At 65.6% G+C, this 22,457-nt stretch carries 21 protein-coding genes and 1 pseudogene; 6 read left to right on the top strand and 16 right to left on the bottom strand.

Annotated features, from left to right (window positions below):
* Positions 1-94: 94 nt before the first annotated feature.
* A complete protein-coding gene (locus HMPREF2716_RS26670) occupies positions 95-601 on the bottom strand; it encodes a CinA family protein (protein ID WP_003092262.1) in 507 nt (168 codons plus the stop codon).
* Positions 602-748: 147 nt separating this feature from the next.
* Here HMPREF2716_RS26670 and HMPREF2716_RS26665 point away from each other — a divergent pair, with 147 nt between their 5' ends.
* The 3 genes and pseudogenes from HMPREF2716_RS26665 to fdxA all read left to right on the top strand — a co-directional run bounded on the left by HMPREF2716_RS26665 (position 749) and on the right by fdxA (position 4,840).
* Complete coding sequence (locus tag HMPREF2716_RS26665) at positions 749-1,756, top strand: TolB family protein (protein WP_003098486.1); 1,008 nt, start codon at positions 749-751, stop codon at positions 1,754-1,756.
* A gap of 125 nt (positions 1,757-1,881) precedes the next feature.
* Positions 1,882-4,450 (top strand): annotated as a pseudogene (gene mutS / locus HMPREF2716_RS26660) (DNA mismatch repair protein MutS).
* A gap of 66 nt (positions 4,451-4,516) precedes the next feature.
* Complete coding sequence (gene fdxA / locus HMPREF2716_RS26655; protein ID WP_003092272.1) at positions 4,517-4,840, top strand: ferredoxin FdxA; 324 nt, start codon at positions 4,517-4,519, stop codon at positions 4,838-4,840.
* Between the two features lie 426 nt (positions 4,841-5,266).
* On the opposite strand, the gene rpoS is transcribed toward fdxA, so the two are convergent.
* The 8 genes from rpoS to HMPREF2716_RS26615 all read right to left on the bottom strand — a co-directional run bounded on the left by rpoS (position 5,267) and on the right by HMPREF2716_RS26615 (position 12,345).
* On the bottom strand, positions 5,267-6,271 hold the full coding sequence (gene rpoS, locus HMPREF2716_RS26650; protein WP_003113871.1) for an RNA polymerase sigma factor RpoS: 1,005 nt from the start codon (positions 6,269-6,271) through the stop codon (positions 5,267-5,269).
* 104 nt (positions 6,272-6,375) lie between these two features.
* Entirely contained in the window at positions 6,376-7,269 is an 894-nt protein-coding gene (locus tag HMPREF2716_RS26645; RefSeq protein ID WP_031639387.1) for a peptidoglycan DD-metalloendopeptidase family protein, read from the bottom strand.
* 45 nt (positions 7,270-7,314) lie between these two features.
* The gene (locus tag HMPREF2716_RS26640; protein WP_003098558.1) at positions 7,315-7,950 is read right to left on the bottom strand and encodes a protein-L-isoaspartate(D-aspartate) O-methyltransferase; all 636 of its coding nucleotides are present in this window, start codon (positions 7,948-7,950) and stop codon (positions 7,315-7,317) included.
* Between the two features lie 32 nt (positions 7,951-7,982).
* Positions 7,983-8,732 carry a 5'/3'-nucleotidase SurE gene (gene surE, locus HMPREF2716_RS26635; RefSeq protein ID WP_003092341.1) on the bottom strand — a complete coding sequence of 250 codons (750 nt, stop codon included), beginning with the start codon at positions 8,730-8,732 and terminating at the stop codon, positions 7,983-7,985.
* Positions 8,720-9,787, bottom strand: coding sequence for a tRNA pseudouridine(13) synthase TruD (truD, locus tag HMPREF2716_RS26630; RefSeq protein WP_023517893.1), 1,068 nt, complete (start codon positions 9,785-9,787; stop codon positions 8,720-8,722). Before truD ends, surE begins: the two co-directional genes overlap by 13 nt.
* Positions 9,784-10,257 (bottom strand): 2-C-methyl-D-erythritol 2,4-cyclodiphosphate synthase, encoded by a 474-nt coding sequence (gene ispF / locus HMPREF2716_RS26625; protein WP_003098560.1) that lies wholly within the window; start codon positions 10,255-10,257, stop codon positions 9,784-9,786. The genes truD and ispF overlap by 4 nt, the downstream gene beginning before the upstream one ends.
* Positions 10,258-10,327: 70 nt before the next feature.
* Entirely contained in the window at positions 10,328-11,179 is an 852-nt protein-coding gene (fghA, locus tag HMPREF2716_RS26620; protein ID WP_003113869.1) for an S-formylglutathione hydrolase, read from the bottom strand.
* Between the two features lie 53 nt (positions 11,180-11,232).
* Positions 11,233-12,345 carry an S-(hydroxymethyl)glutathione dehydrogenase/class III alcohol dehydrogenase gene (locus HMPREF2716_RS26615; protein ID WP_003092351.1) on the bottom strand — a complete coding sequence of 371 codons (1,113 nt, stop codon included), beginning with the start codon at positions 12,343-12,345 and terminating at the stop codon, positions 11,233-11,235.
* A gap of 131 nt (positions 12,346-12,476) precedes the next feature.
* Here HMPREF2716_RS26615 and gfnR point away from each other — a divergent pair, with 131 nt between their 5' ends.
* The 3 genes from gfnR (at position 12,477) to yedF (ending at position 14,901) form a co-directional block, all read left to right on the top strand.
* Positions 12,477-13,385 carry a glutathione-dependent formaldehyde neutralization regulator gene (gene gfnR, locus HMPREF2716_RS26610; protein WP_003098564.1) on the top strand — a complete coding sequence of 303 codons (909 nt, stop codon included), beginning with the start codon at positions 12,477-12,479 and terminating at the stop codon, positions 13,383-13,385.
* A 75-nt stretch (positions 13,386-13,460) separates the two neighbouring features.
* Positions 13,461-14,687 carry a selenium metabolism membrane protein YedE/FdhT gene (yedE, locus tag HMPREF2716_RS26605; RefSeq protein WP_023125424.1) on the top strand — a complete coding sequence of 409 codons (1,227 nt, stop codon included), beginning with the start codon at positions 13,461-13,463 and terminating at the stop codon, positions 14,685-14,687.
* Positions 14,653-14,901, top strand: a complete 249-nt coding sequence (yedF, locus tag HMPREF2716_RS26600; RefSeq protein ID WP_003138031.1) for a sulfurtransferase-like selenium metabolism protein YedF — start codon at positions 14,653-14,655, stop codon at positions 14,899-14,901. The genes yedE and yedF overlap by 35 nt, the downstream gene beginning before the upstream one ends.
* Before the next feature lie 60 nt (positions 14,902-14,961).
* Here the strand turns inward: yedF and ispD are convergent, their stop codons facing one another.
* The 7 genes from ispD to accA all read right to left on the bottom strand — a co-directional run bounded on the left by ispD (position 14,962) and on the right by accA (position 22,365).
* The gene (gene ispD, locus HMPREF2716_RS26595) at positions 14,962-15,666 is read right to left on the bottom strand and encodes a 2-C-methyl-D-erythritol 4-phosphate cytidylyltransferase (RefSeq protein WP_023517894.1); all 705 of its coding nucleotides are present in this window, start codon (positions 15,664-15,666) and stop codon (positions 14,962-14,964) included.
* 19 nt (positions 15,667-15,685) lie between these two features.
* Entirely contained in the window at positions 15,686-15,970 is a 285-nt protein-coding gene (ftsB, locus tag HMPREF2716_RS26590; RefSeq protein ID WP_003098569.1) for a cell division protein FtsB, read from the bottom strand.
* A 64-nt stretch (positions 15,971-16,034) separates the two neighbouring features.
* The gene (gene eno / locus HMPREF2716_RS26585) at positions 16,035-17,324 is read right to left on the bottom strand and encodes a phosphopyruvate hydratase (RefSeq protein WP_070622056.1); all 1,290 of its coding nucleotides are present in this window, start codon (positions 17,322-17,324) and stop codon (positions 16,035-16,037) included.
* A gap of 45 nt (positions 17,325-17,369) precedes the next feature.
* Positions 17,370-18,215 (bottom strand): 3-deoxy-8-phosphooctulonate synthase, encoded by an 846-nt coding sequence (gene kdsA / locus HMPREF2716_RS26580; protein WP_023106046.1) that lies wholly within the window; start codon positions 18,213-18,215, stop codon positions 17,370-17,372.
* 2 nt (positions 18,216-18,217) lie between these two features.
* Entirely contained in the window at positions 18,218-19,846 is a 1,629-nt protein-coding gene (locus HMPREF2716_RS26575; RefSeq protein ID WP_003092366.1) for a CTP synthase, read from the bottom strand.
* A 170-nt stretch (positions 19,847-20,016) separates the two neighbouring features.
* Positions 20,017-21,345, bottom strand: a complete 1,329-nt coding sequence (gene tilS, locus HMPREF2716_RS26570; protein WP_003119350.1) for a tRNA lysidine(34) synthetase TilS — start codon at positions 21,343-21,345, stop codon at positions 20,017-20,019.
* Positions 21,346-21,414: 69 nt separating this feature from the next.
* Positions 21,415-22,365 carry an acetyl-CoA carboxylase carboxyl transferase subunit alpha gene (gene accA, locus HMPREF2716_RS26565; protein WP_003109333.1) on the bottom strand — a complete coding sequence of 317 codons (951 nt, stop codon included), beginning with the start codon at positions 22,363-22,365 and terminating at the stop codon, positions 21,415-21,417.
* Positions 22,366-22,457 lie beyond the last annotated feature (92 nt).

The raw sequence follows: 22,457 nt of genomic DNA, 5'->3' as shown, positions 1-22,457 counted from the left end.
ACAACTGTATAAGTAGACAGTATTATTCCACAGGGCAAGTCGCTCGCCTACCCCCGACGGGAAGAATGTTCCGAACGGTTGCCCGCAGGCGCGGCTAGCCCGGGTTCTCGCCGTTGCTCATGCGCAGCAGGCCGGTCAGCGCGGTCGCCACCGTCTGCCGGCGCACGGCGTCGCGGTCGCCGTTGAACTGGCAGCGCTCACTGACCAGCCGCTCGCCGTCGGCCCAGGCCAGCCAGACCGTGCCTACCGGCTTTTCCGGCGAGCCGCCGTCGGGTCCGGCGACACCGCTCACCGCCACCGCGAAACGCGCCCCGCTGTGCCGCTGGGCGCCGCGCACCATGGCCTCGACCACTTCCCGGCTGACCGCGCCGACTGCCGGGAATAGCGACTCGGGCACCTCCAACTGGAGGGTCTTCTGGCGGTTCGAGTAGGTCACGTAGCCAGCCTCGAACCAGCCCGAACTCCCCGGGATGCGGGTGATCGCCTCGGCGATGCCGCCACCGGTGCAGGATTCCGCCGTGCTGACCTGCTCGCCCAGGTAACGAAGGCTTTCGCCGAGGCGGGCGGCCAGTGCGGTCAGGTCGGACTCCATCAGGGTCATCACTGTTCTCCAGGGTAGAAACGGAAAGGGACTACCCTACACCATCGGCTTTTCCATTCAGAAGCAGCTTTCGGACAAGCGCAACCGCGCGAAGGCAGCGAATGCGCGAACATGCGTGTTCCATCACCGTCCAAGGAAAGGCACACCATGAACATCGCGCCACTCAAGGTCTCTCTGCTCTCCCTCGCCCTGCTCCTCTCCCCCGTTGCCAGCCTCCCCGCCCATGCGGCCTGCACCGCCAACCTGGCCCTGCAACCCGCCAGCAGCCTGCCCGCGCTCGGCGGGCGCCTGGTCTACCACAGCTATATGGAGTACGGGGACGGCTCCTCGAACCTCTACCTGCACGATTTCAAGAGCAAGAGCACCCGCCAGCTCAACCAGCCCGGCTGGAACATCGAGGACCCGATGAATGCGCATTTCTCCCCGGACGGCCGCTACCTGACCTTCATGGGCCGCCAGAATGGCGCCTGGCACGTGTTCGCCTGGGCCATCGGCGGTACCCAGGCGCCGAGCAACCTGACCGCGGCCATCGGCGGTCGCAACGAGGATCCGAAGTTCTCCTTCGACGGCCGCCAGGTCGTGCTCAAGCACGAGGGCGACATCCGCCTCGCCACCCTGGTCTTCAATGGCGATGGCAGCGTCGGCGTGAGCGCCTGGAAAGCCGTGACCGGCGACGGCTGGAGCACCGAGGAGTCGATGCCGTTCCTCACACCCTCAGGCAAGTACGTGGTCTACGCGACAGGAGCCGGCGACAGCCTGCGGGTGGTGCGCAGGAACCTGGAGAACGGCCAGGTCAGCGCCCTCGCCACCCCGGCCGCGGGGGGCCGCGACTATTACCCGGTGGTACGCGACTACACCGCCTACTTCCTCTCGCGTACCCAGCCGGCCGGCAACGACCAGTTGGCCATGGTCGTACCCAACAGCCCGCCCGGCACCCCGGCGATCCTGCCGCTCAACCACTGCCAGGGCGACAATTCCGATGCCGCGCCGGTGAACGAGGACTACCTGATCTTCTCCAGCACTTCGTTCGACCCGACCTACAGCCTGCTCCTCGGCGACATCGCCGCGGCGCGGGTCTGGCGTCTCGACCCGGCGCAGATCAACCTGCCCGACGGTCGGCAGAAGCTCGGCGCCAGCTATACCGCGGCACGCTGAAAGCAGCCCGCACAGGCGCGGACCTGAGGGTCCGCGCCGGTTCCGAACGGACCCGACACAGGCCGGCGAATCGGGTTAACATTACCCTCTTTTGCACCGTCCAAAGCCCGCTTCCGAAGGCCCGTATGACCGACCTCTCCCAGCACACGCCGATGATGCAGCAGTACTTCAAACTGAAGCATCAGCACCCCGACCAATTGATGTTCTATCGCATGGGCGACTTCTACGAGCTGTTCTACGAGGACGCGAAGAAGGCCGCCAAACTGCTCGACATCACCCTGACCGCACGCGGCCAGTCCGGCGGCAAGGCGATCCCGATGGCAGGCATTCCCTTCCATTCCGCGGAGGGCTACCTGGCCAAGCTGGTCAAGCTCGGCGAGTCGGTGGCGATCTGCGAGCAGATCGGCGACCCGGCCACCAGCAAGGGGCCGGTGGAGCGCCAGGTGGTGCGGATCATCACTCCCGGTACGGTGAGCGACGAAGCGCTGCTCGACGAACGCCGCGACAACCTGCTGGCGGCGATCCTCGGCGACGAGCGCCTGTTCGGCCTCGCCGTGCTGGACATCACCAGCGGCCGCTTCAGCGTCCAGGAGATAAAAGGCTGGGAAACCCTGCTGGCCGAACTGGAGCGCCTCAACCCGGCCGAGCTGCTGATTCCCGACGACTGGCCACAGGGCCTGCCGGCGGAGAAGCGCCGCGGCGTACGTCGCCGCGCGCCATGGGACTTCGATCGCGACTCGGCGCACAAGAGCCTCTGCCAGCAATTCGGCACCCAGGACCTGAAAGGCTTCGGCTGCCAGAACCTGACCCTGGCCATCGGCGCCGCCGGCTGCCTGCTCGCCTACGCCAAGGAAACCCAGCGTACCGCCCTGCCGCACCTGCGCAGCCTGCGCCACGACCGCCTCGATGACACGGTGATCCTCGACGGTGCCAGCCGCCGCAACCTGGAGCTGGATATCAACCTCAGCGGTGGCCGCGAGAACACCCTGCAATCGGTGGTCGACCGCTGCCAGACCGCCATGGCCAGCCGCCTGATGAGCCGCTGGCTGAACCGTCCGTTGCGTGACCGCGCGGTACTGGAAGCCCGCCAGGAGTCCATCGCCTGCCTGCTGGAACGCTACCGCTTCGAGAACCTGCAACCGCAGCTCAAGGAAATCGGCGACCTCGAACGCATCCTCGCCCGCATCGGCCTGCGCAACGCCCGCCCTCGCGACCTGGCGCGCCTGCGCGACGCGCTGGCGGCGCTGCCGGACCTGCAGAACGCCATGACCGAACTGGAAGCGCCGCACCTGCAGGCGCTGGCCACCACCATCGGCACCTATCCCGAACTCGCCGAACTGCTGGCCAAGGCGATCATCGACAACCCGCCAGCGGTGATCCGCGACGGTGGCGTGATCAAGACCGGCTATGACGCCGAGCTGGACGAGCTGCAGGCGCTGAGCGAAAACGCCGGGCAATTCCTGATGGACCTGGAAGCGCGCGAGAAGGCCCGCACCGGCCTGCCCAACCTGAAGGTCGGCTACAACCGCATCCATGGCTACTTCATCGAGCTGCCACGGGTGCAGGCCGAACAGGCGCCGGCCGACTACATCCGCCGGCAGACCCTGAAAGGCGCCGAGCGCTTCATCACGCCGGAACTGAAGGCCTTCGAGGACAAGGCGCTGTCGGCTCAGAGCCGCGCCCTGGCCCGCGAGAAGGCGCTCTACGAAGAGCTGCTGGAACGCCCTGATCGGCCACCTCGCTCCGCTCCAGGACAGCGCCTCGGCGCTGGCGGAACTGGACGTGCTGGCGAATCTCGCCGAACGCGCGCTGAACCTCGACCTGAATCGCCCACGGTTCGTCGAACACACCTGCCTGCACATCGAGCAGGGCCGCCATCCGGTGGTCGAGCAGGTGCTGGAGACACCGTTCGTGGCCAACGACCTGGCGCTGGATGCCGACACCCGGATGCTGGTGATCACCGGTCCGAACATGGGCGGTAAATCCACCTACATGCGGCAAACCGCGCTGATCGTGCTGCTTGCGCACATCGGCAGCTTCGTTCCGGCTGCACGCTGCGAGCTGTCCCTGGTGGACCGCATCTTCACCCGCATCGGCTCGTCCGACGACCTTGCCGGCGGCCGCTCGACCTTCATGGTGGAGATGAGCGAAACCGCCAACATCCTGCACAACGCCACCGACAAGAGCCTGGTGCTGATGGATGAGGTCGGCCGCGGCACCAGCACCTTCGACGGCCTGTCGCTGGCCTGGGCAGCGGCCGAGGACCTGGCCCGGACTCGCGCCTTCACCCTGTTCGCCACCCACTATTTCGAACTGACCGTACTGCCGGAAAGCCAGCCCGCGGTAGCCAACGTGCACCTGAACGCGACCGAGCACAATGAACGCATCGTGTTCCTGCACCATGTACTGCCGGGACCGGCGAGCCAGAGCTACGGCCTCGCGGTGGCCCAGTTGGCCGGCGTGCCGGCCCCGGTAATCCAGCGCGCCCGCGAACACCTCAAGCGCCTGGAAACCACCAGCCTGCCGCACGAGATGCCGAGCCAGCAGAGCGGCAAGCCCGCCTCGCCGATGCAGAGCGACCTGTTCGCCAGCCTGCCGCACCCGGTGATCGATGAATTGTCGAGGATCAATCCCGACGATATCAGCCCGCGGCAAGCTCTCGATCTGTTATATGCATGGAAGATGCGGGTCTGACGGACTACCGCACAAGCTGCTAGAATCGCGCGCGCTTAGCCGCCCGCCTGAGGAGAGAACTAGAAAATGACCTTCGTCGTCACCGACAACTGCATCAAGTGCAAATACACCGACTGCGTGGAAGTCTGCCCGGTAGACTGCTTCTACGAAGGACCCAACTTCCTGGTCATCCATCCGGACGAGTGCATCGACTGCGCCCTGTGCGAGCCCGAATGTCCGGCCCAGGCGATTTTCTCCGAAGACGAAGTGCCGGAGAACATGCAGGAATTCATCGAGCTGAACAGCGAGCTGGCGGAAGTCTGGCCGAACATCACCGAGAAGAAGGATGCCCTGCCCGACGCCGAGGAATGGGACGGCGTCGCCGGCAAGCTCCAGCATCTGGAGCGCTGATACGCCAAGGCCCGCAATCAGCGGGCCTTTTCTTTGGCGACGAGTAAAACGGCAGGCAAAAAAAAGGGGCGGGGTATTACCCCGCCCACTCTTCAGTCCCTCGTCATCATCCTGATGAATCGCCTCCCTGGCGACGTCCCTTCCCCGATCCTTCGGGGTTGCGTGTTCCCTGTACGCAGGAGTGATATTAGCGATTCCTAGTGCTCCCGCAACCTGCCAGAAAACCCAGCGAAGCTTCTTCGGCAGCCATTTTAGAAAAATATATTCCTTTAATTTCAATAAGTTACTTAAATTCACCGAGCGTTTTTGGCAAACCTCCCGGGCATTTATCTACTTAGGCTCACACGCCATGTAAGTTAATGCTTACAAGAGCAGACACAAAAAACCCGGCGAACGCCGGGTCTTCAGTGGGTCTAAGGTTTTCCGTCACTGGAACAGCGCGTCACTCGACAGGCCATTCTTCTCCAGGATCTCCCGCAGGCGCTTCAGCGCCTCGACCTGGATCTGACGAACCCGCTCGCGGGTCAGGCCGATTTCCTGGCCGACCTCTTCCAGCGTGCTGCTTTCGTGCCCGCGCAAGCCGAAGCGGCGAATCACCACCTCACGCTGCTTGTCGGTGAGTTCCGTCAGCCACTGGTCGATGCTTTCGCTGAGATCGTCATCCTGCAGCAGCTCGCACGGGTCGGTGGGGCGATCGTCGGTGAGCGTATCCAGCAGGGTCTTGTCCGAGTCCGGACCAAGAGAGACGTCTACCGAAGTCACCCGTTCGTTCAGGCCGAGCATGCGCTTGACCTCGGCGACCGGCTTCTCCAGCAGGTTGGCGATTTCTTCGGGTGAAGGTTCGTGGTCGAGCTTGTGGGTCAGTTCCCGCGCCGCACGCAGGTAGACGTTGAGCTCCTTGACCACATGGATCGGCAAGCGAATGGTCCGGGTCTGGTTCATGATGGCCCGCTCGATGGTCTGGCGGATCCACCAGGTGGCGTAGGTCGAGAACCGGAATCCGCGCTCCGGATCGAACTTCTCCACGGCGCGGATCAGGCCTAGGTTGCCTTCCTCGATCAGGTCGAGCAGGGACAGTCCGCGATTGACATAGCGCCGGGCGATCTTCACCACCAACCGCAGGTTGCTCTCGATCATCCGCTTCCGACCAGCGGGATCGCCCTTCTGCGCCAGACGAGCGAAGTGGACTTCCTCTTCGGGCGTCAACAGGGGCGAGAAACCGATTTCGTTGAGATACAGCTGCGTTGCGTCCAACGCGCGCGTGTAGTCGATGTGCTTGTGTTGTTTGGAAGAGAAGGAAGTGGTGGCTTTTGGAGTTGCCCGGGGAGAAGGCTGCTCGTCGGCAGACGACTCGTCCAGCATGATGCCGGGCTCCAGGAGGAGCACTTCATCATCGTGGTCAAACTCCGGCCCTTCTTTTTTGAGTGCCATGTCGTTATCCCTTGCATGAGTTCGACTCAAGCCCGGGCGATTCCTTTCCCGCTGGACACGCCCGGACCCGCTCACCTACATGATGTGGGCGGGCGAACTCCCGGTCAGCGACGTGGCAAATATTGCAGTGGATCGACAGGCTTACCCTGGCGGCGAATCTCGAAGTGCAGCTTCACCCGATCGGTTCCTGTGGAGCCCATCTCGGCAATCGATTGCCCTACCTTGACCTGTTGCCCTTCCCGCACCAGCAGCCTGCGGTTGTGACCGTAGGCACTCACGTAGGTCTCGTTGTGTTTGATGATGACCAACTCGCCGTAGCCCCGCAAACCACTACCGGCGTATACAACGGTCCCACCAGACGCAGCCAGGACAGGCTGGCCCAATTGACCGGCTATATCAATCCCTTTATTCAAACTTCCGTTTGAGGCAAAACGGCCGATCAGAGTACCGCTCGCAGGCCATGCCCACCCCCCCACCGCAGGCCCCGCGACGACGGGAGTCGCGCCGCTGCTGGGTGGGGTCGTGGTCGAGGCCGGAGCCGGTGCGGGCTTGGCAGGTACCGACGTACTAACTGCGGGTGGAACCGGGGTAGGCTTGGTCGCCACGGGCGCAGCGACGACCGGCGTGTTTTTCGCGACGGACGGTTGCGCCGGTGCCCGCCCACCAAATTGGATAGCTTGACCGACCTGGATGGTATAGGGCGGCGCGATGCCATTGCGCGCGGCCAGGGCTTTCCAGTCCCAGCCGAAGCGGAAGGCAATGGAATACAGGGTGTCGCCGCGGCGCACGATGTACTGCCCGCTGGTGACCGGCGTACGCCGCGCAGCGGCAGGCGCGGAACCGTTGCGATCGACGACCTTGACCCCGCCGGGAGGCGACGACGAACAGGCGGCGAGAAGGGAACAGACGACGGCCCCAAGCAACAGGTGGCAGCCACCATAGAGCCGAGTCCATTGCCGCAGGGTCGCTGCTAGCCTCAATCCTTCCCCCTTATCCATCTTCTTCGCTTTCGTTCAATCGGGCCGGCGACGCCGGCCGCCGGCTCAGGCGATCGGGCCGTTGAGCAGCGGGACGAAACGTACCGAGTCGAGTACCTGGCGGCTGAACCCGTCCTCGGTGCGGACGATCAGCATCAGTTGCTGGACCTCGCCGCCACCGACCGGGATCACCAGACGGCCCCCCGGGGCCAACTGGTCCAGCAACGACTGCGGGACTTCCGTGGCCGCCGCGGTGACGATGATTCCATTGTAGGGAGCCAACGCCGACCAGCCCTCCCAGCCATCGCCCCAACGAAAGACAACATTACGCAGGTTTAGCTCCGCAAGACGCTCCTTGGCCTTGTCCTGCAACGCCTGGATCCGCTCGACGGAGAAGACCCGCTCGACCAGTTGCGCCAGCACCGCGGTCTGGTAGCCGGACCCGGTACCGATCTCCATGACCTTGTCCAGCGGGCCGGCCGCCAGCAGCAACTCGGTCATCCGCGCCACCATGAATGGCTGGGAAATGGTCTGGTTGTGGCCGATCGGCAGAGCGGTGTCTTCGTAGGCGCGATGCGAGAGCGCCTCGTCGACGAACAGATGACGCGGCGTGCGGCGGATCACCTCGAGCACGTGGGCGTTGGACAGGCCTTCTTCGTACAGGCGCTGGATCAGGCGCTCTCGGGTACGCTGGGAGGTCATGCCGATACCCCGGCGATGCAGGTCTTCGGACATCACGTCAGTCCTCCCAGCCACTCGTCGAGGCCGCCGAAGGCTTCGTGGAAGGTACGGTCCAGCTGCAACGGAGTGATCGACACGTAGCCTTGCATGACCGCGTGGAAATCCGTCCCCGGCCCGCCATCCTCGGCATCGCCGGCCGCGGCGATCCAGTAGCCTTCCTTGCCGCGCGGATTGACCACCTTCACCGGTGCGGCGGCACGGGCGCGGTGCCCGAGGCGGGTCAGTTGGATACCACGTACGCGATCCAGCGGCAGGTTCGGGATATTGACGTTGAGCACGGTACGCGGCGGCACGGCCAGGCGCTCGTGGGCGGAGACCAGCAGGCGGGCGAAGTGCATGGCGGTGGGCAGGTTGTCCGTCAACCGCGAGACCAGCGAGAAGGCGAAGGCCGGCCCCTTCAGGAAGCGCCCTTCGATGGCCGCCGCCACGGTACCGGAATAGAGGACGTCATCGCCGAGGTTGGCGCCCAGGTTGATACCCGAGACCACCATGTCCGGCAATTCCTCCAGCAAGCCGTTCAGGCCCAGGTGCACGCAGTCGGTCGGCGTGCCGTTGAGGCTGATGAATCCGTTGTCCAGGCGCTGCGGGTGCAGCGGGCGGTCCAGCGTCAGGGAACTGCTGGCGCCGCTCTTGTCCTGGTCGGGGGCGATCACTACGCAATCGGCATGATCCGCCAGCGCGTCGTAAAGCGCGGCGATACCGGGTGCGGTCACCCCGTCGTCGTTGGCAATCAGTATGCGCATGGGTTTTCCGTCTGCCCTGTCGGTACCAGGTCGAGGATTTCACGCACCACTACGGTGGCGAAACAACCGGCCGGCAGGACGAATTCCAGTTGCAGAACATCAGGTTCGGGATAATGCCACGCCAGCCCCTGGATGGGGAGCCGCAGGATGCGCCGTTCGTGCGCCATGCCCGCCTTCGCCAGCCATCGGCAGAGCGCCGGCTCGCTCCCGGCCAGGGCCAGCTCGCGTTCGAGGACGCCGGCGCCGCTCGGCGGATCGCCCTCGCCCCAGAGCGGTCCGGTGGGGTGCAGGTCGAGGGCGGCCAGACGGGCATCGCGGCATTCTTCCTCGCCAGCGAGGAAAAAGCTGCGGCTGTCGGTGAAGGCCAGCAGGTCGCCGACCGCTGCCCGGTTCCAGCTACCCTCCGCGACCCGCTCGGCGAGCAGGCGATTGAACAGGTAGCTGCGCCCGGCGGAAAGGAAGCGCGAACGCAGGTTGCGGTTCGCCGGCAGCAGGTCCTGTTCCGCGCAACTGCGCGCGTCGACCAGGTTGCCGCCGCCGTGGCCGAAGCGTTGCAGGCCGAAATAATTGGGCACGCCGTCCGCGGCGATACGTTCCAAGCGCGCGTCGAGAGGGGCACGCTCCGCCCGCAGCCCGGTCAGACGCAGGGTGAAACCGTTGGCGGCATGCGCGCCTCGCTGCAACTTGCGCGAATGACGGGTGCAGCGAAGAATCCGCAGGTCCGCGCCCTCGGCTGCACCCAGGTCGGGATCGGCCTTGCCCGGCAGGTGCAGGCTGAACCATTGCCGGGTCAGGGCCTGGCGGTCCTTCAACCCGGCGTAGCTGACGTTCTTCTGCTGCACGCCGGCGGCGCGGCCGAGGCGACGGGCCGCCTCCTCGGTGTTCAATCCGCGCTTTTCCACCCACAACCAGAGGTGCTCGCCTTCACCGCTGAGGGGAATTTCCAGCACCTCGTCGACCTGGAAGTCCTCGGCCACGGCCTTGAGCACCGCCTCGCCGCAGGCTGCCCCATGGGCGCGCGGCCCGAGCAGGTCGAGTTCGCCGAGAACGCTCATCGGGCCATCAGCAAAGCGACCGCATGTACAGCAATGCCCTCTTCGCGTCCGGTGAAACCTAGCCGCTCGGTAGTGGTGGCCTTGACGTTGACCTGGTCGACCGCGACGCCGAGGTCCTCGGCGATCAACCCGCGCATGGTCTCGATGTGCGGCGCCATCTTCGGCGCCTGGGCGACGATGGTGGCGTCGACGTTGCCGACCTTCCAGCCCTTCTCGGCGACGATGGCGACCACGTGTCGCAGCAGCGCGCGACTGTCGGCGCCCTTGAACCGCGGGTCGGTGTCCGGGAAGTGCTTGCCGATGTCGCCCAGCGCCGCCGCGCCGAGCAGCGCATCGGACAAGGCGTGCAGCAGCACGTCGCCGTCGGAGTGGGCGACCAGCCCATGTTTGTGGGGAATGCGCACGCCGCCGAGGGTGATGAAGTCGCCCTCGCCGAAGCGATGCACGTCGTAGCCATGGCCAATTCGCATGAAAAAACGCCCTGGTTGGAATCAGGGCGTGATTCTACCCCGGATCGGGACAGGCTTCAGGTATCGCGGATCAACCGTTGAGAACCCCGGCATGATGGCGCAGGTGATCCTCGATGAAACTGGCGATGAAGTAGTAGCTGTGGTCGTAACCTGGTTGCAGACGCAGCTCCAGCGGGTGGCCGGCCTTGTCCGCCGCATTGCGTAGCGCTTCCGGCTTGAGCTGGACGGCGAGGAAGTCGTCGCGCTCGCCCTGGTCGACCAGGATCGGCAAGCGTTCGGACGCACCCTCGAGCAACGCACAGGCATCCCACTCGCGCCAGGCCGCCGGGTCCTCGCCCAGGTAGCGGGAGAACGCCTTCTGGCCCCAGGGGCAATCGCTCGGATGGCAGATCGGCGCAAAGGCCGACAGCGACAGGTAGCGCCCCGGGTTGCGCAGCGCGCAGACCAGCGCGCCATGCCCGCCCATCGAGTGCCCGCTGATGCCGCGCCGCCGGGACACCGGGAAATGCGCCTCGATCAGCGCCGGCAACTCGTGCACCACGTAGTCGTGCATGCGGTAGTGCGCGGCCCAGGGCTCCTGCGTGGCGTTCAGGTAGAAGCCTGCGCCCAGGCCGAAGTCCCAGGCGCCGTCGGGATCGCCGGGGACACCGCTGCCGCGCGGGCTGGTATCCGGCGCCACCAGTACCAATCCCAGTTCGGCGGCGACCCGCTGGGCGCCGGCCTTCTGCATGAAGTTCTCGTCGGTACAGGTCAGCCCGGACAGCCAGTACAGGGCCGGCAGCGCCGCCTCCGGCTCGGCCTGGGGCGGCAGGTAGATGGCGAAGACCATCTCGCAGTTCAGGGTCCGGGAAAAATGACGGTAACGCTGGTGCCAGCCGCCGAAGGTCTTCTGGCTGCCGATCAGTTCGAGGGAATCCTTCACGTGACCTCCGTGAAACGGTCGTGGCGAGCCGCAGGGCCCGCCGCGACGGCTTGTCAGTAATGAATGACGGTGCGGATGCTCTTGCCTTCGTGCATCAGCTCGAAGGCCTCGTTGATGTCCTCCAGCCCCATGGTGTGGGTGATGAAGGTATCCAGCGGGATCTCGCCCTTCTGCGCCTTCTCGACATAGCTCGGCAGCTCGCTGCGCCCGCGCACCCCGCCGAACGCCGAACCGCGCCAGACGCGGCCGGTGACCAGTTGGAACGGCCGAGTGCTGATTTCCTGGCCGGCACCGGCGACACCGATGATCACCGACTCGCCCCAGCCCTTGTGGCAGCATTCCAGCGCGGCGCGCATCAACTGCACGTTGCCGACGCACTCGAAGGAGTAGTCGACGCCGCCATCGGTCAGTTCGACGATGACGTCCTGGATCGGCTTGTCGTAGTCCTTCGGATTGATGAAGTCGGTGGCGCCCAGTTCCCTGGCGATATCGAACTTGCCCGGGTTGATGTCGACCGCGATGATGCGCGCGGCCTTGGCCATCTTCGCCCCGATGATCGCTGCCAGGCCGATGCCGCCCAGGCCGAAGATGGCAACGGTAGCGCCCTCTTCCACCTTGGCGGTATTCAGCACGGCGCCGATCCCGGTGGTGACGCCGCAGCCAAGCAGGCAGACCTTCTCCAGCGGGGCATCCTTGGGAATCTTCGCCAGGGAGATTTCCGGCAGCACGGTGTATTCGGAGAAGGTCGAGCAGCCCATGTAGTGGAAGACCGGCTCGCCCTTGTAGGAGAAACGGCTGGTGCCGTCGGGCATCAGGCCCTTGCCCTGGGTGGCGCGTACGGCCTGGCAGAGGTTGGTCTTGCCGGACAGGCAGAATTTGCACTTGCCGCACTCGGCGGTGTAGAGCGGGATGACATGGTCGCCCACCTGCAGGGAGGTCACGCCCTCGCCCACCGCTTCGACGATACCGCCACCTTCGTGGCCCAGGATGCACGGGAACACCCCCTCGGAATCCTGGCCGGACAGGGTGTACGCGTCGGTATGGCAGACGCCGGTGGCGACGATGCGCACCAGTACCTCGCCCTTCTGCGGCGGCGCCACATCCACCTCGACGATTTCCAACGGCTTGTTGGGGGCGAAGGCGACGGCGGCACGGGACTTGATCATCTGGGAACTCCTGAACGATGGAAGCCGGCGGGCCGCTAAGCGACCCACTGAAACGGAAAGTGTAGAAAACCGCGTTTCAAGGAATAATCAGGCAATAATCAAAACATTATTGCCATACAGGGACAATCCAGATGAATCGCTGGGAAGGACTCGACGAATTCGTCGCTGTCGCCGAAACCGGGCAGTTCACCGCGGCAGCCGAACGCATGGGCGTTTCCTCGTCGCACATCAGCCGCCAGGTCGCCCGCCTGGAGGAGCGCCTGCAGACCCGCCTGCTCTACCGCAGCACCCGGCGAGTATCGCTGAGCGAAGCCGGACAGACCTTCCTGCAACATTGCCAGCGCCTGCAGGACGCCCGCGACGAAGCCCTGCGCGCGGTCAGCGACCTCTCCGCGGAGCCCAAGGGCCTGCTGCGCATGACCTGCGCGGTAGCCTACGGCGAACGTTTCATCGTGCCGCTGGTGAATGCCTTCATGGCCGACTATCCGCAACTGCGGGTCGACATCGAGCTGTCCAACCGCCAGTTGGACCTGCTCCACGAGGGCTTCGACCTGGCCATCCGCCTCGGCCGCCTGAGCGATTCGCGATTGGTCGCCACACGGTTGGCACCACGCGTCATGTACCTCTGCGCCACCCCGGAATACCTGCGCCGCCACGGCACTCCGCAGTCGCCGGCGGAACTCGGCCAGTTCAACTGCCTGATCGGCAGCAGCGACCTGTGGAGCTTCCTCGAGGACGGCCGGGAAACCCAGCACCGGGTCCAGGGCAACTGGCGCTGCAACAGCGGCCAGGCGGTGCTCGACGCCGCCCTGCGCGGCTTCGGCCTGTGCCAGCTGCCCGACTACTATGTGATCGAGCATCTGCGCAGCGGCCGCCTGGTCTCCCTGCTGGAAGGCCACCAGCCGCCGAATACCGCGGTATGGGCGCTGTACCCGCAGCAGCGGCACCTGTCGCCGAAAGTCAGGCAACTGGTGGACTATCTCAAGGAAGGCCTGGCGCAATCCCATCCGGGACTCGCCGGGGAGAAAAACCTGCGCTGAAGCAGTAAGGCGTTTCGCCGCTGCGATAGACTTGGCAGTTTCCCGCTCCACCCGCTATCGATTCAAGGAAGTCGCATGTCTGCCCTCAATGCGTTTCGCCAACGCTACCTGGTGAGGTTCTGGTCGCCGCTGCCGGCGCTGGTCGCCCTCGGCGTCGCCTCCGCCTACTACTTCGCGCTCACCGGCACCTTCTGGGCGGTGACCGGCGAATTCACCCGCTGGGGCGGCCACGTGCTGTCCTGGTTCGGCTACCAGCCACAGGACTGGAGCTACTTCAGGCTGATCGGCCTTCAAGGCACGCCGCTGGACCGGATCGACGGAGTGATGATCATCGGCATGTTCCTCGGTGCCCTGTGCTGCGCCCTCTGGGCCGGCAACGTCAGCCTGCGCTGGCCGACCAGCAAACGTCGCCTGCTGCAGGGCCTGGTCGGGGGTATCGTCGCCGGCTTCGGCGCGCGCCTGGCGATGGGCTGCAACCTGGCGGCGTTCTTCACCGGTATCCCGATGTTTTCCCTGCACGCCTGGGCCTTCATGTTCGCCACCGTCGGCGGCGCCTGGATCGGCGTGAAGATCAGCCTGCTGCCGTTCCTGCGCACACCGCTGAAAGTCGGCGCCACGGCCAGCGCCCTGCCCAGCGCCGAAAGCCTGGCCCGACGCGCACGCCTGCAGGCCCGCCTGGGCCTGGCGGTGCTGGCGCTCGCCGCGCTGTTCGCCGCCTGGCGCTTCGAGGTATCGCTGGTGCTGGGCATGGCCTGCCTGTTCGGCCTGCTGTTCGGCGGCCTGATCGAGCGCGCGCAGATCTGCTTCACCAGCGCCGCACGGGACCTCTGGACCACCGGCCGGACCCGCGCCGCCTTCGGCATCCTGCTCGGCATGGCGGCCGCCTGCATCGGTACCTTCGCCGCGATCCGCCTGGGCGTCGCGCCGAAGATCTTCTGGATGGGCCCGAATGCGATCATCGGCGGCATTCTCTTCGGCATCGGCATCGTCCTCGCCGGCGGTTGCGAGACCGGCTGGATGTACCGTTCGATGGAGGGCCAGGTGCACTTCTGGGTGGTCGGCATCGGCAACGTCATCGGCGGAACCCTGGTGGCGATCTTTTGGGACCAGTTGGGCACCCGGCTCGCCCTGCCCTATCCCAAGCTCGACCTGCTGGAAAGCTTCGGGCCCGGCAACGGCCTGCTGTTGACCTTCGCCGGCCTGGCCCTGTGCCTGTTGCTGGTGCAACTGAACGCCTCCCGATTCACCCGACCGCGGAAACCGAACCATGAGCCAGCCCGACAAACCGACCCTGTCGCTTGACCTGCGCGGCGAACATTGCCCATACAACGCCATCGCTACCCTGGAAACCCTGGCGACCATGCAGCCGGGCGAACGCCTGGAAGTGGTCACCGACTGCTCGCAGTCGGTCCACGGGATTCCCGAAGACACCCAGCGCCAGGGCTACAAATGCCTGGCGGTGGAGCAGCACGGCGCGCTGTTCCGCTTCCTCATAGAGGTGCCGCTGGAAAGCTGAACGAGCGAGTCTGCAACGACAAGAAAGCCGACCCTCGGGTCGGCTTTCTTGTGCCAGGGTTCAGTGCGGAAAACTGCGCTGCAGGCGCAGCAGGTCTTCCGGGGTGGTGATCTTCAGGTTGTCGGCGCGCCCTTCCACCAGCTTCGGCGCATAGCCGGCCCACTCCATCGCCGAAGCCTCGTCGGTGATCGCCACGCCGGCCACCAACGCATCGGCCAGCGCCCGGTGCAGGGCGCCGAGGCGGAACATCTGCGGCGTATAGGCCAGCCAGACCACCGAGCGGTCGATGGTTTCGCTGACCCGGCCGTCGCGGTCGGAGCGCTTGAGGGTGTCCCTCGCCGGCACCGCCAGCAGCCCGCCGACCGGATCTTCGGCGAGTTCTTCGAGCAGGCGGTCGAGGTCGCCGCGGGTCAGGTTCGGCCGCGCGGCGTCATGCACCAGCACCCAATCGTCGGCCTGTGCCCCCAGCTCCAGCAGGCGCAGCAAGCCGCTCAACACTGAGCCGGCGCGTTCGACGCCCCCGGCGGCGCGCTGCACATGCCGGCTGGCGGCGCAGTCCAGCCCGGGCCAGTAGGGATCGTCTTCGGCCAGGCAGACCACCAGGCCCCTGAGCATCGGGTGTTCGAGGAAACAATCGAGGGTGCGCTCGATCACGGTGCGACCGGCAAGATCGAGATATTGCTTCGGGCGGTCGGCGCGCATGCGCGAACCCACGCCGGCGGCGGGGATCACCGTCCAGAAGGCGGGAAGGTCGGAAGTCGTCATCGTGAGAAGGGTCGTCAGCTCACTTGGCGAGCTGGTAGAGGGTTTCGCCGTCCTTGACCATGCCAAGCTCGTGCCGCGCACGCTCCTCGACGGTCTCGGTGCCTTTCTTCAGCTCGGCGACTTCGGCTTCGAGAATCCGGTTGCGCTCCAGCAGGCGCTCGTTCTCGCCATGCTGGTCGGCGATCTGCTTCTGCAGGTCGCGCACCTGCGCCAGGCTGCCATCGCCGACCCACAGGCGATATTGCAGGCCCGCCAGCGCCAGGATCAGCACCACGAACAGCCAGTAGGGGCTACGTAACCTCAAGCCTCGAACTCCTTGAGAAGAAAAGGGGTGGCTCTTGCCACCCCTTCACCGTACCAGACTAGGCTCAGCCGCGGAATTCCGCGCGACCACGGTACGGCGCCTTGGCACCCAGCTGCTCCTCGATGCGCAGCAGCTGATTGTACTTGGACACGCGGTCGGAGCGGCACAGCGAACCGGTCTTGATCTGACCGGCGGCGGTACCCACGGCCAGGTCGGCGATGGTCGAGTCCTCGGTTTCGCCGGAGCGGTGCGAGATCACCGCGGTATAGCCGGCGGCCTTGGCCATCTGGATGGCCTCCAGGGTCTCGGTGAGCGAACCGATCTGGTTGAACTTGATCAGGATCGAATTGCCGATGCCCTTCTCGATGCCTTCCTTGAGGATCTTGGTGTTGGTCACGAACAGGTCGTCGCCGACCAGTTGGACCTTGGCGCCGATCTTGTCGGTCAGGCCTTTCCAGCCGGCCCAGTCGGACTCGTCCATGCCGTCCTCGATGGAGATGATCGGGTAGCGCTGGGTCAGGCCGGCCAGGTAATCGGCGAAACCGGCGGCGTCGAATACCTTGCCTTCGCCTTCCAGGTCGTACTTGCCGTCCTTGAAGAATTCGCTGGAGGCGCAGTCCAGGGCCAGGGTCACGTCGTCGCCCAGCTTGTAGCCGGCCTTCTCGACGGCCTCGGCGATGGCGGCCAGGGCGTCTTCGTTGGACGACAGGTTCGGCGCGAAGCCGCCTTCGTCACCGACGGCGGTGTTCAGGCCACGGGCCTTCAGCACGGCCTTGAGGTGATGGAAGATCTCGGCGCCCATGCGCAGCGCCTCGGCGAAGTTCTTCGCGCCGACCGGCTGGACCATGAATTCCTGGATATCGACGTTGTTGTCCGCATGCTCGCCGCCGTTGATGATGTTCATCATCGGCACCGGCATGGAGTACTGGCCGGGGGTGCCGTTGAGGTCGGCGATGTGCGCGTACAGCGGTACGCCCTTGGCCTGTGCGGCGGCCTTGGCGGCAGCCAGGGACACCGCGAGGATCGCGTTGGCGCCCAGCTTGGCCTTGTTCTCGGTGCCGTCCAGCTCGATCATCGCGTGGTCGAGGGCTTTCTGGTCGGCCGCGTCCTTGCCCAGCAGCAGGTCGCGGATCGGGCCGTTGATGTTGGCCACGGCTTTCAGCACGCCCTTGCCCAGGTAACGGCTCTTGTCGCCATCGCGCAGCTCGAGGGCCTCGCGGGAACCGGTGGAAGCACCGGAAGGCGCGCAGGCGCTGCCGACGATGCCGTTGTCCAGGATCACGTCCACTTCAACGGTAGGGTTGCCGCGGGAGTCCAGGACCTCACGGCCCTTGATGTCGACGATCTTTGCCATTCTTGTTAACACTCCGAAGTGAATGAACGGGGCGGTCTGAGGAGACTAGGCAGTCTCGATTGCAGGAAAGCTCTTGATCAGCTCGTCCAGTTGCTTGAGCTGGGACAGGAAGGCTTCGAGTTTGTTCAGGCGCAGCGCGCACGGACCGTCGCACTTGGCGTGCTCGGGGTCCGGATGGGCCTCGAGGAACAGCCCGGCGAGCTTCTGGCTGAGCCCGGCCTTGGCCAGGTCGGTGACCTGGGCGCGCCGGCCGCCGGCGGAGTCCGCGCGACCGCCGGGCATCTGCAGGGCGTGGGTGACGTCGAAGAATACCGGGTACTCGAACTGCTTCATGATGCCGAAGCCGAGCATGTCGACCACCAGGTTGTTGTAACCGAAGGAGGAGCCGCGCTCGCAGAGGATCAGGCGGTCGTTACCGGCTTCCTCGCACTTGGTCAGGATGTGCTTCATCTCCTGGGGCGCGAGGAACTGGGCCTTCTTGATATTGATCACCGCGTTGGTCCTGGCCATCGCCACCACCAGGTCGGTCTGCCGCGAGAGGAAGGCCGGCAGCTGGATGATGTCGCAGACCTCGGCCACCGGCTGGGCCTGGAACGGCTCGTGGACATCGGTGATGACCGGCACCTTGAAGGTCTTCTTGATCTCTTCGAAGATCTTCATTCCCTCTTCCAGGCCCGGGCCACGGAACGAGTGGATCGAGGAACGGTTGGCCTTGTCGAAGCTGGCCTTGAACACATAGGGGATACCGAGTTTCTCGGTAACCCGTACGTATTCTTCGCAGACCTGCATGGCCATGTCGCGCGACTCCAGCACGTTCATGCCGCCGAACAGCACGAACGGCAGGTCGTTGCCGATCTGGATATCGCCGACGCGAACGATCTTCTGTGCCATGCTCAGGCCTTCCCGGAATATTTCAGCGCGGCGTTGACGAAACCGCTGAACAGCGGGTGGCCATCACGCGGTGTGGAGGTGAATTCCGGGTGGAACTGGCAGGCGACGAACCACGGATGCTCCGGGGCCTCGACCACTTCCACCAGGGCGCCGTCGCCGGAGCGGCCGGAAATCTTCAGGCCGGCCTGTTCCAGTTGCGGCAGCAGGTTGTTGTTCACTTCGTAGCGATGGCGATGGCGCTCGACGATCACGTCCTTGGCATAGCAGTCGTGCACCAGGGTGCCGGTCTGCAGCTGGCATTCCTGGGCGCCCAGGCGCATGGTGCCGCCCAGGTCGGAAGCTTCGGTGCGGATCTCGGTGGCGCCGGTCGCGTCCTGCCACTCGGTGATCAGGCCGACCACCGGATGGCCGCTGGACTTGTCGAACTCGGTGGAGTTGGCGTCGCTCCAGCCGAGCACGTTGCGGGCGTATTCGATGACCGCGACCTGCATGCCCAGGCAGATGCCCAGGTAGGGAATCTTGTTCTCGCGGGCGTACTGCACGGTGCTGATCTTGCCTTCCACGCCGCGCAGGCCGAAGCCGCCCGGGACCAGGATGGCGTCGACGCCTTCCAGCAGGCTGGTGCCCTGCTGCTCGATGTCTTCGGAGTCGATGTAGCGCAGGTTGACCTTGGTGCGGCTCTGGATGCCGGCGTGGGTCATCGCCTCGATCAGCGACTTGTACGCGTCCAGCAGTTCCATGTACTTGCCGACCATGGCGATGGTGACTTCACGCTCGGGGTTGAGCTTGGCATCGACCACCCGGTCCCATTCGGACAGGTCGGCCTGCCCGCACTCCAGGCCGAAGCGCTCGACGACGATGTCGTCCAGGCCCTGGGCATGCAGCACCGACGGGATGCGGTAGATGGTGTCGACGTCTTCCAGGGCGATCACCGCGCGCTCCTCGACGTTGGTGAAGAGCGCGATCTTGCGCCGCGAGGAGACGTCGATCGGGTGGTCGGAACGGCAGACCAGCACGTCCGGTTGCAGGCCGATGGAGCGCAGCTCCTTGACCGAGTGCTGGGTCGGCTTGGTCTTGGTCTCGCCGGCGGTGGCGATGTACGGGACCAGGGTCAGGTGCATCAGCATCGCGCGCTTGGCGCCGATCTCGACGCGCAGTTGGCGGATCGCCTCGAGGAACGGCTGCGACTCGATGTCTCCGACGGTGCCACCGATCTCCACCAGGGCGACGTCGGCATCGCCGGCGCCCTTGATGATGCGCCGCTTGATCTCGTCGGTGATGTGCGGGATCACCTGCACGGTGGCGCCCAGGTAGTCGCCGCGGCGTTCCTTGCGCAACACGTCCATGTAGACGCGGCCGGTGGTGAAGTTGTTGTTCTGGGTCATGGTGGTACGAACGAAGCGCTCGTAATGGCCCAGGTCCAGGTCGGTCTCGGCGCCGTCCTGGGTCACGAAGACCTCACCGTGCTGGAACGGGCTCATGGTGCCCGGGTCCACGTTGATGTAAGGGTCCAGCTTGAGCATCGTGATCTTCAGGCCACGCGCTTCCAAGATCGCAGCCAGAGAAGCCGAAGCGATGCCTTTCCCCAATGAAGAAACAACACCACCCGTGACGAAGATGTAGCGCGTCATGAAAAACCCTAGAAGTCAGCGTTTAGGCGGGATCAACCGCCGGGGATTCGGAGAAGGGAGGCCAGCTCCCGCCACGGACAAATCCGTGGGCAAAGCAAACTCCTGCTGATTCCGGAGGGAATCGGCGGGAGCAGTACAAGACGGGAGCGTAGTCTACTGGAAACGGCTTACTAGCTCAAACCCGGGTCGTTCGTCGGCGGGCTCCAGGACAGTCGCCAGCCCCCCTCGCGGGGACTGTCCAGGCCAGGAATGTTGGCCACCGCGAGCAGTTCGTCGGCTCGGAAGAGCAGCGGCAAACGACCGCGCAGGAAGCTCGGTACGCCCGCTTCGTTGAGCAATCGCTTGAGGTCGCGGCGACCGCGCCCGGCCAGGGCCAGCACCTCCCCACCCCGCCGGTAGTCGACGCGCAACGGCCCCGCCGGAACCTCGCCGAGCAACGCCAGCCGACCATTGCCGGGAAGAAGCAATGGATGAGCGGGACGCTCCCAGACGAACGGTCCCGCCGCCGCCCGCCAGTCCGCCGGCAACCACCAGATCCGCCCCGCGCCGCGACGCAGCTCGCCGCTCTCCAGGCGCCAGATCGGGTCGGCATCGTCGCCGGCATCGCGCAACGACTCCCAGCCGGCCCAGTGGTCGCTGTCCGGCAACCGCGTCAGCTGTCCCAGCCAGGCCCGCAGCAGGTTGCGCTGGCGCGCAGCGCTGAGGCGGCGCAGAGGCTCCAGGGCGATCCGGGGCAGATCCAGCCAGTCCGGCCAATCCAGTTCCGAGGGTTGGCGGCAGGCCCGGAGGTCGATGGCGGCCAGTTCAGCCAGCAGGTCTTCGGCCTCGCGCAGATGCGCCGCGCAGCGCGCCATGCCGGCGACGGCCTGCGGCCAGTGGGAGGCGAGACGCGGCATGATCTCCCGGCGCAGGTAGTTGCGCGAGAAGCGCGGATCCTGGTTGGAAGGATCCTCCACCCAGTCCAGCCGGTGCGCCTGCGCATAGGCTTCCAGTTCGGCGCGGGAAACCCCGAGCAAGGGTCGGCACAGGCGGCCGCCGCCCAGCGGCCGGCTCGCCGGCATCGCCGCCAGGCCGCGCAGGCCCGCTCCACGCAACAGGCGGAACAGCAGGGTCTCGGCCTGGTCGTCGAGGTGCTGCGCGGTGAGCAGCACCTGTCCCTCGCCCAGGTTCGCCTGGAATGCGCGATAGCGGGCGTCGCGCGCCGCCTGCTCGATGCTGCCGCCAACGGCGACCTGCACCCGCTCGACCCGCAGCGGGATACCCAGCGACCGGCAGACCACCTGGCAGTGCGCCGGCCAACCGTCCGCCGCAGCCTGCAAGCCATGGTGGACATGCAGCGCCGACAGCGCCGGCAAGGCTTCGCTCCGGGCCAGTTGGGCGAGCAGATGCAGCAACACCGTGGAATCCAGCCCGCCGGAAAACGCCACGCACCAGCCCCCCGCTTCGCGCCAGGGCGCCAGGGCCTGTAACAGACGGGATTCGAGCGGCACCGCCGGCATGCTTGCGCTCCTCATGCGACAAGCCCGGCGAATGCCGGGCTTGTCGATCGTACCAGTGCGCCGGATGGCTTACGGCGCGCCGTAGCTCATCAGGCGGTCGTAACGACGCTCCAGCAACTCACCCATTTCCAGGCCCTGGAGCATCTTCAGTTGCGCCAGCAGTTCGCCACGGATCGATTCGGCCATGCTCGCCGGATCGCGATGGGCGCCGCCCAGCGGTTCGTCGATGACCTTGTCGACGATGCCCAGGCCTTTCAGGCGCTCGGCGGTGATGCCCATGGCCTCGGCGGCTTCCGGCGCCTTCTCGGCGGTCTTCCAGAGGATGGAGGCGCAGCCTTCCGGCGAGATCACCGAATAGGTGGAGTATTGCAGCATGTTCAACTGGTCGCAGACACCGATGGCCAGCGCGCCGCCGGAACCGCCCTCGCCGATCACGGTGGCGATGATCGGCGTCTTCAGTCGCGCCATCACCCGCAGGTTCCAGGCGATCGCCTCGCTCTGGCCGCGTTCCTCGGCATCGATGCCCGGGTAGGCGCCGGGCGTGTCGATGAAGGTGAGGATCGGCATCTTGAAGCGTTCGGCCATCTCCATCAGGCGGCAGGCCTTGCGATAGCCTTCCGGACGCGGCATGCCGAAGTTGCGCCGGACCTTCTCACGGACTTCGCGGCCTTTCTGGTGGCCGATGACCATCACCGGGGAACCGTCGAGGCGGGCAACGCCACCGACGATCGCCGGGTCGTCGGCGAAATGCCGGTCGCCGTGCAGTTCCTCGAAATCGCTGAACAGGTAGCCGATGTAGTCGAGGGTATAGGGACGCTTGGGATGGCGCGCGAGCTGGGCGATCTGCCAACTGGACAGATTGCCGAAGATGTTTTCGGTGAGCGCCTTGCTCTTGTCCTGCAGACGCGAGATTTCGTCGCTGATGTTCAGCGCATTGTCGTTGCCCACCAGGCGCAGCTCTTCGATCTTGGCTTGCAGGTCGGCGATCGGCTGTTCGAAATCAAGAAAGTTCGGGTTCATAGGCTTCCGTCGTGCGCAGATTCTAGTGGGCCGTTTCCGTTTGGCGCCCTACCTTACGGGATCGGGCGCCAGGGGTCGAGCCGGGAGCAAGG

The organism is Pseudomonas sp. HMSC076A11 (assembly GCF_001810205.1).
Lineage (GTDB): Bacteria > Pseudomonadota > Gammaproteobacteria > Pseudomonadales > Pseudomonadaceae > Pseudomonas > Pseudomonas aeruginosa.
Note: the sequence above shows the minus strand (reverse complement) of the source record. Positions and strands in the feature narration are given on the sequence as shown.

Excerpts from the sequence above, each read along its gene's own strand:
- HMPREF2716_RS26670 (WP_003092262.1), bottom strand. The coding sequence starts at position 601 with ATGACCCTGATGGAGTCCGACCTGACCGCACTGGCCGCCCGCCTCGGC.
- HMPREF2716_RS26665 (WP_003098486.1), top strand. The coding sequence starts at position 749 with ATGAACATCGCGCCACTCAAGGTCTCTCTGCTCTCCCTCGCCCTGCTC.
- fdxA (WP_003092272.1), top strand. The coding sequence starts at position 4,517 with ATGACCTTCGTCGTCACCGACAACTGCATCAAGTGCAAATACACCGAC.
- rpoS (WP_003113871.1), bottom strand. The coding sequence starts at position 6,271 with ATGGCACTCAAAAAAGAAGGGCCGGAGTTTGACCACGATGATGAAGTG.
- HMPREF2716_RS26645 (WP_031639387.1), bottom strand. The coding sequence starts at position 7,269 with ATGGATAAGGGGGAAGGATTGAGGCTAGCAGCGACCCTGCGGCAATGG.
- HMPREF2716_RS26640 (WP_003098558.1), bottom strand. The coding sequence starts at position 7,950 with ATGACCTCCCAGCGTACCCGAGAGCGCCTGATCCAGCGCCTGTACGAA.
- surE (WP_003092341.1), bottom strand. The coding sequence starts at position 8,732 with ATGCGCATACTGATTGCCAACGACGACGGGGTGACCGCACCCGGTATC.
- truD (WP_023517893.1), bottom strand. The coding sequence starts at position 9,787 with ATGAGCGTTCTCGGCGAACTCGACCTGCTCGGGCCGCGCGCCCATGGG.
- ispF (WP_003098560.1), bottom strand. The coding sequence starts at position 10,257 with ATGCGAATTGGCCATGGCTACGACGTGCATCGCTTCGGCGAGGGCGAC.
- HMPREF2716_RS26615 (WP_003092351.1), bottom strand. The coding sequence starts at position 12,345 with ATGATCAAGTCCCGTGCCGCCGTCGCCTTCGCCCCCAACAAGCCGTTG.
- gfnR (WP_003098564.1), top strand. The coding sequence starts at position 12,477 with ATGAATCGCTGGGAAGGACTCGACGAATTCGTCGCTGTCGCCGAAACC.
- yedE (WP_023125424.1), top strand. The coding sequence starts at position 13,461 with ATGTCTGCCCTCAATGCGTTTCGCCAACGCTACCTGGTGAGGTTCTGG.
- yedF (WP_003138031.1), top strand. The coding sequence starts at position 14,653 with ATGAGCCAGCCCGACAAACCGACCCTGTCGCTTGACCTGCGCGGCGAA.
- ispD (WP_023517894.1), bottom strand. The coding sequence starts at position 15,666 with ATGACGACTTCCGACCTTCCCGCCTTCTGGACGGTGATCCCCGCCGCC.
- eno (WP_070622056.1), bottom strand. The coding sequence starts at position 17,324 with ATGGCAAAGATCGTCGACATCAAGGGCCGTGAGGTCCTGGACTCCCGC.
- kdsA (WP_023106046.1), bottom strand. The coding sequence starts at position 18,215 with ATGGCACAGAAGATCGTTCGCGTCGGCGATATCCAGATCGGCAACGAC.
- HMPREF2716_RS26575 (WP_003092366.1), bottom strand. The coding sequence starts at position 19,846 with ATGACGCGCTACATCTTCGTCACGGGTGGTGTTGTTTCTTCATTGGGG.
- tilS (WP_003119350.1), bottom strand. The coding sequence starts at position 21,345 with ATGCCGGCGGTGCCGCTCGAATCCCGTCTGTTACAGGCCCTGGCGCCC.
- accA (WP_003109333.1), bottom strand. The coding sequence starts at position 22,365 with ATGAACCCGAACTTTCTTGATTTCGAACAGCCGATCGCCGACCTGCAA.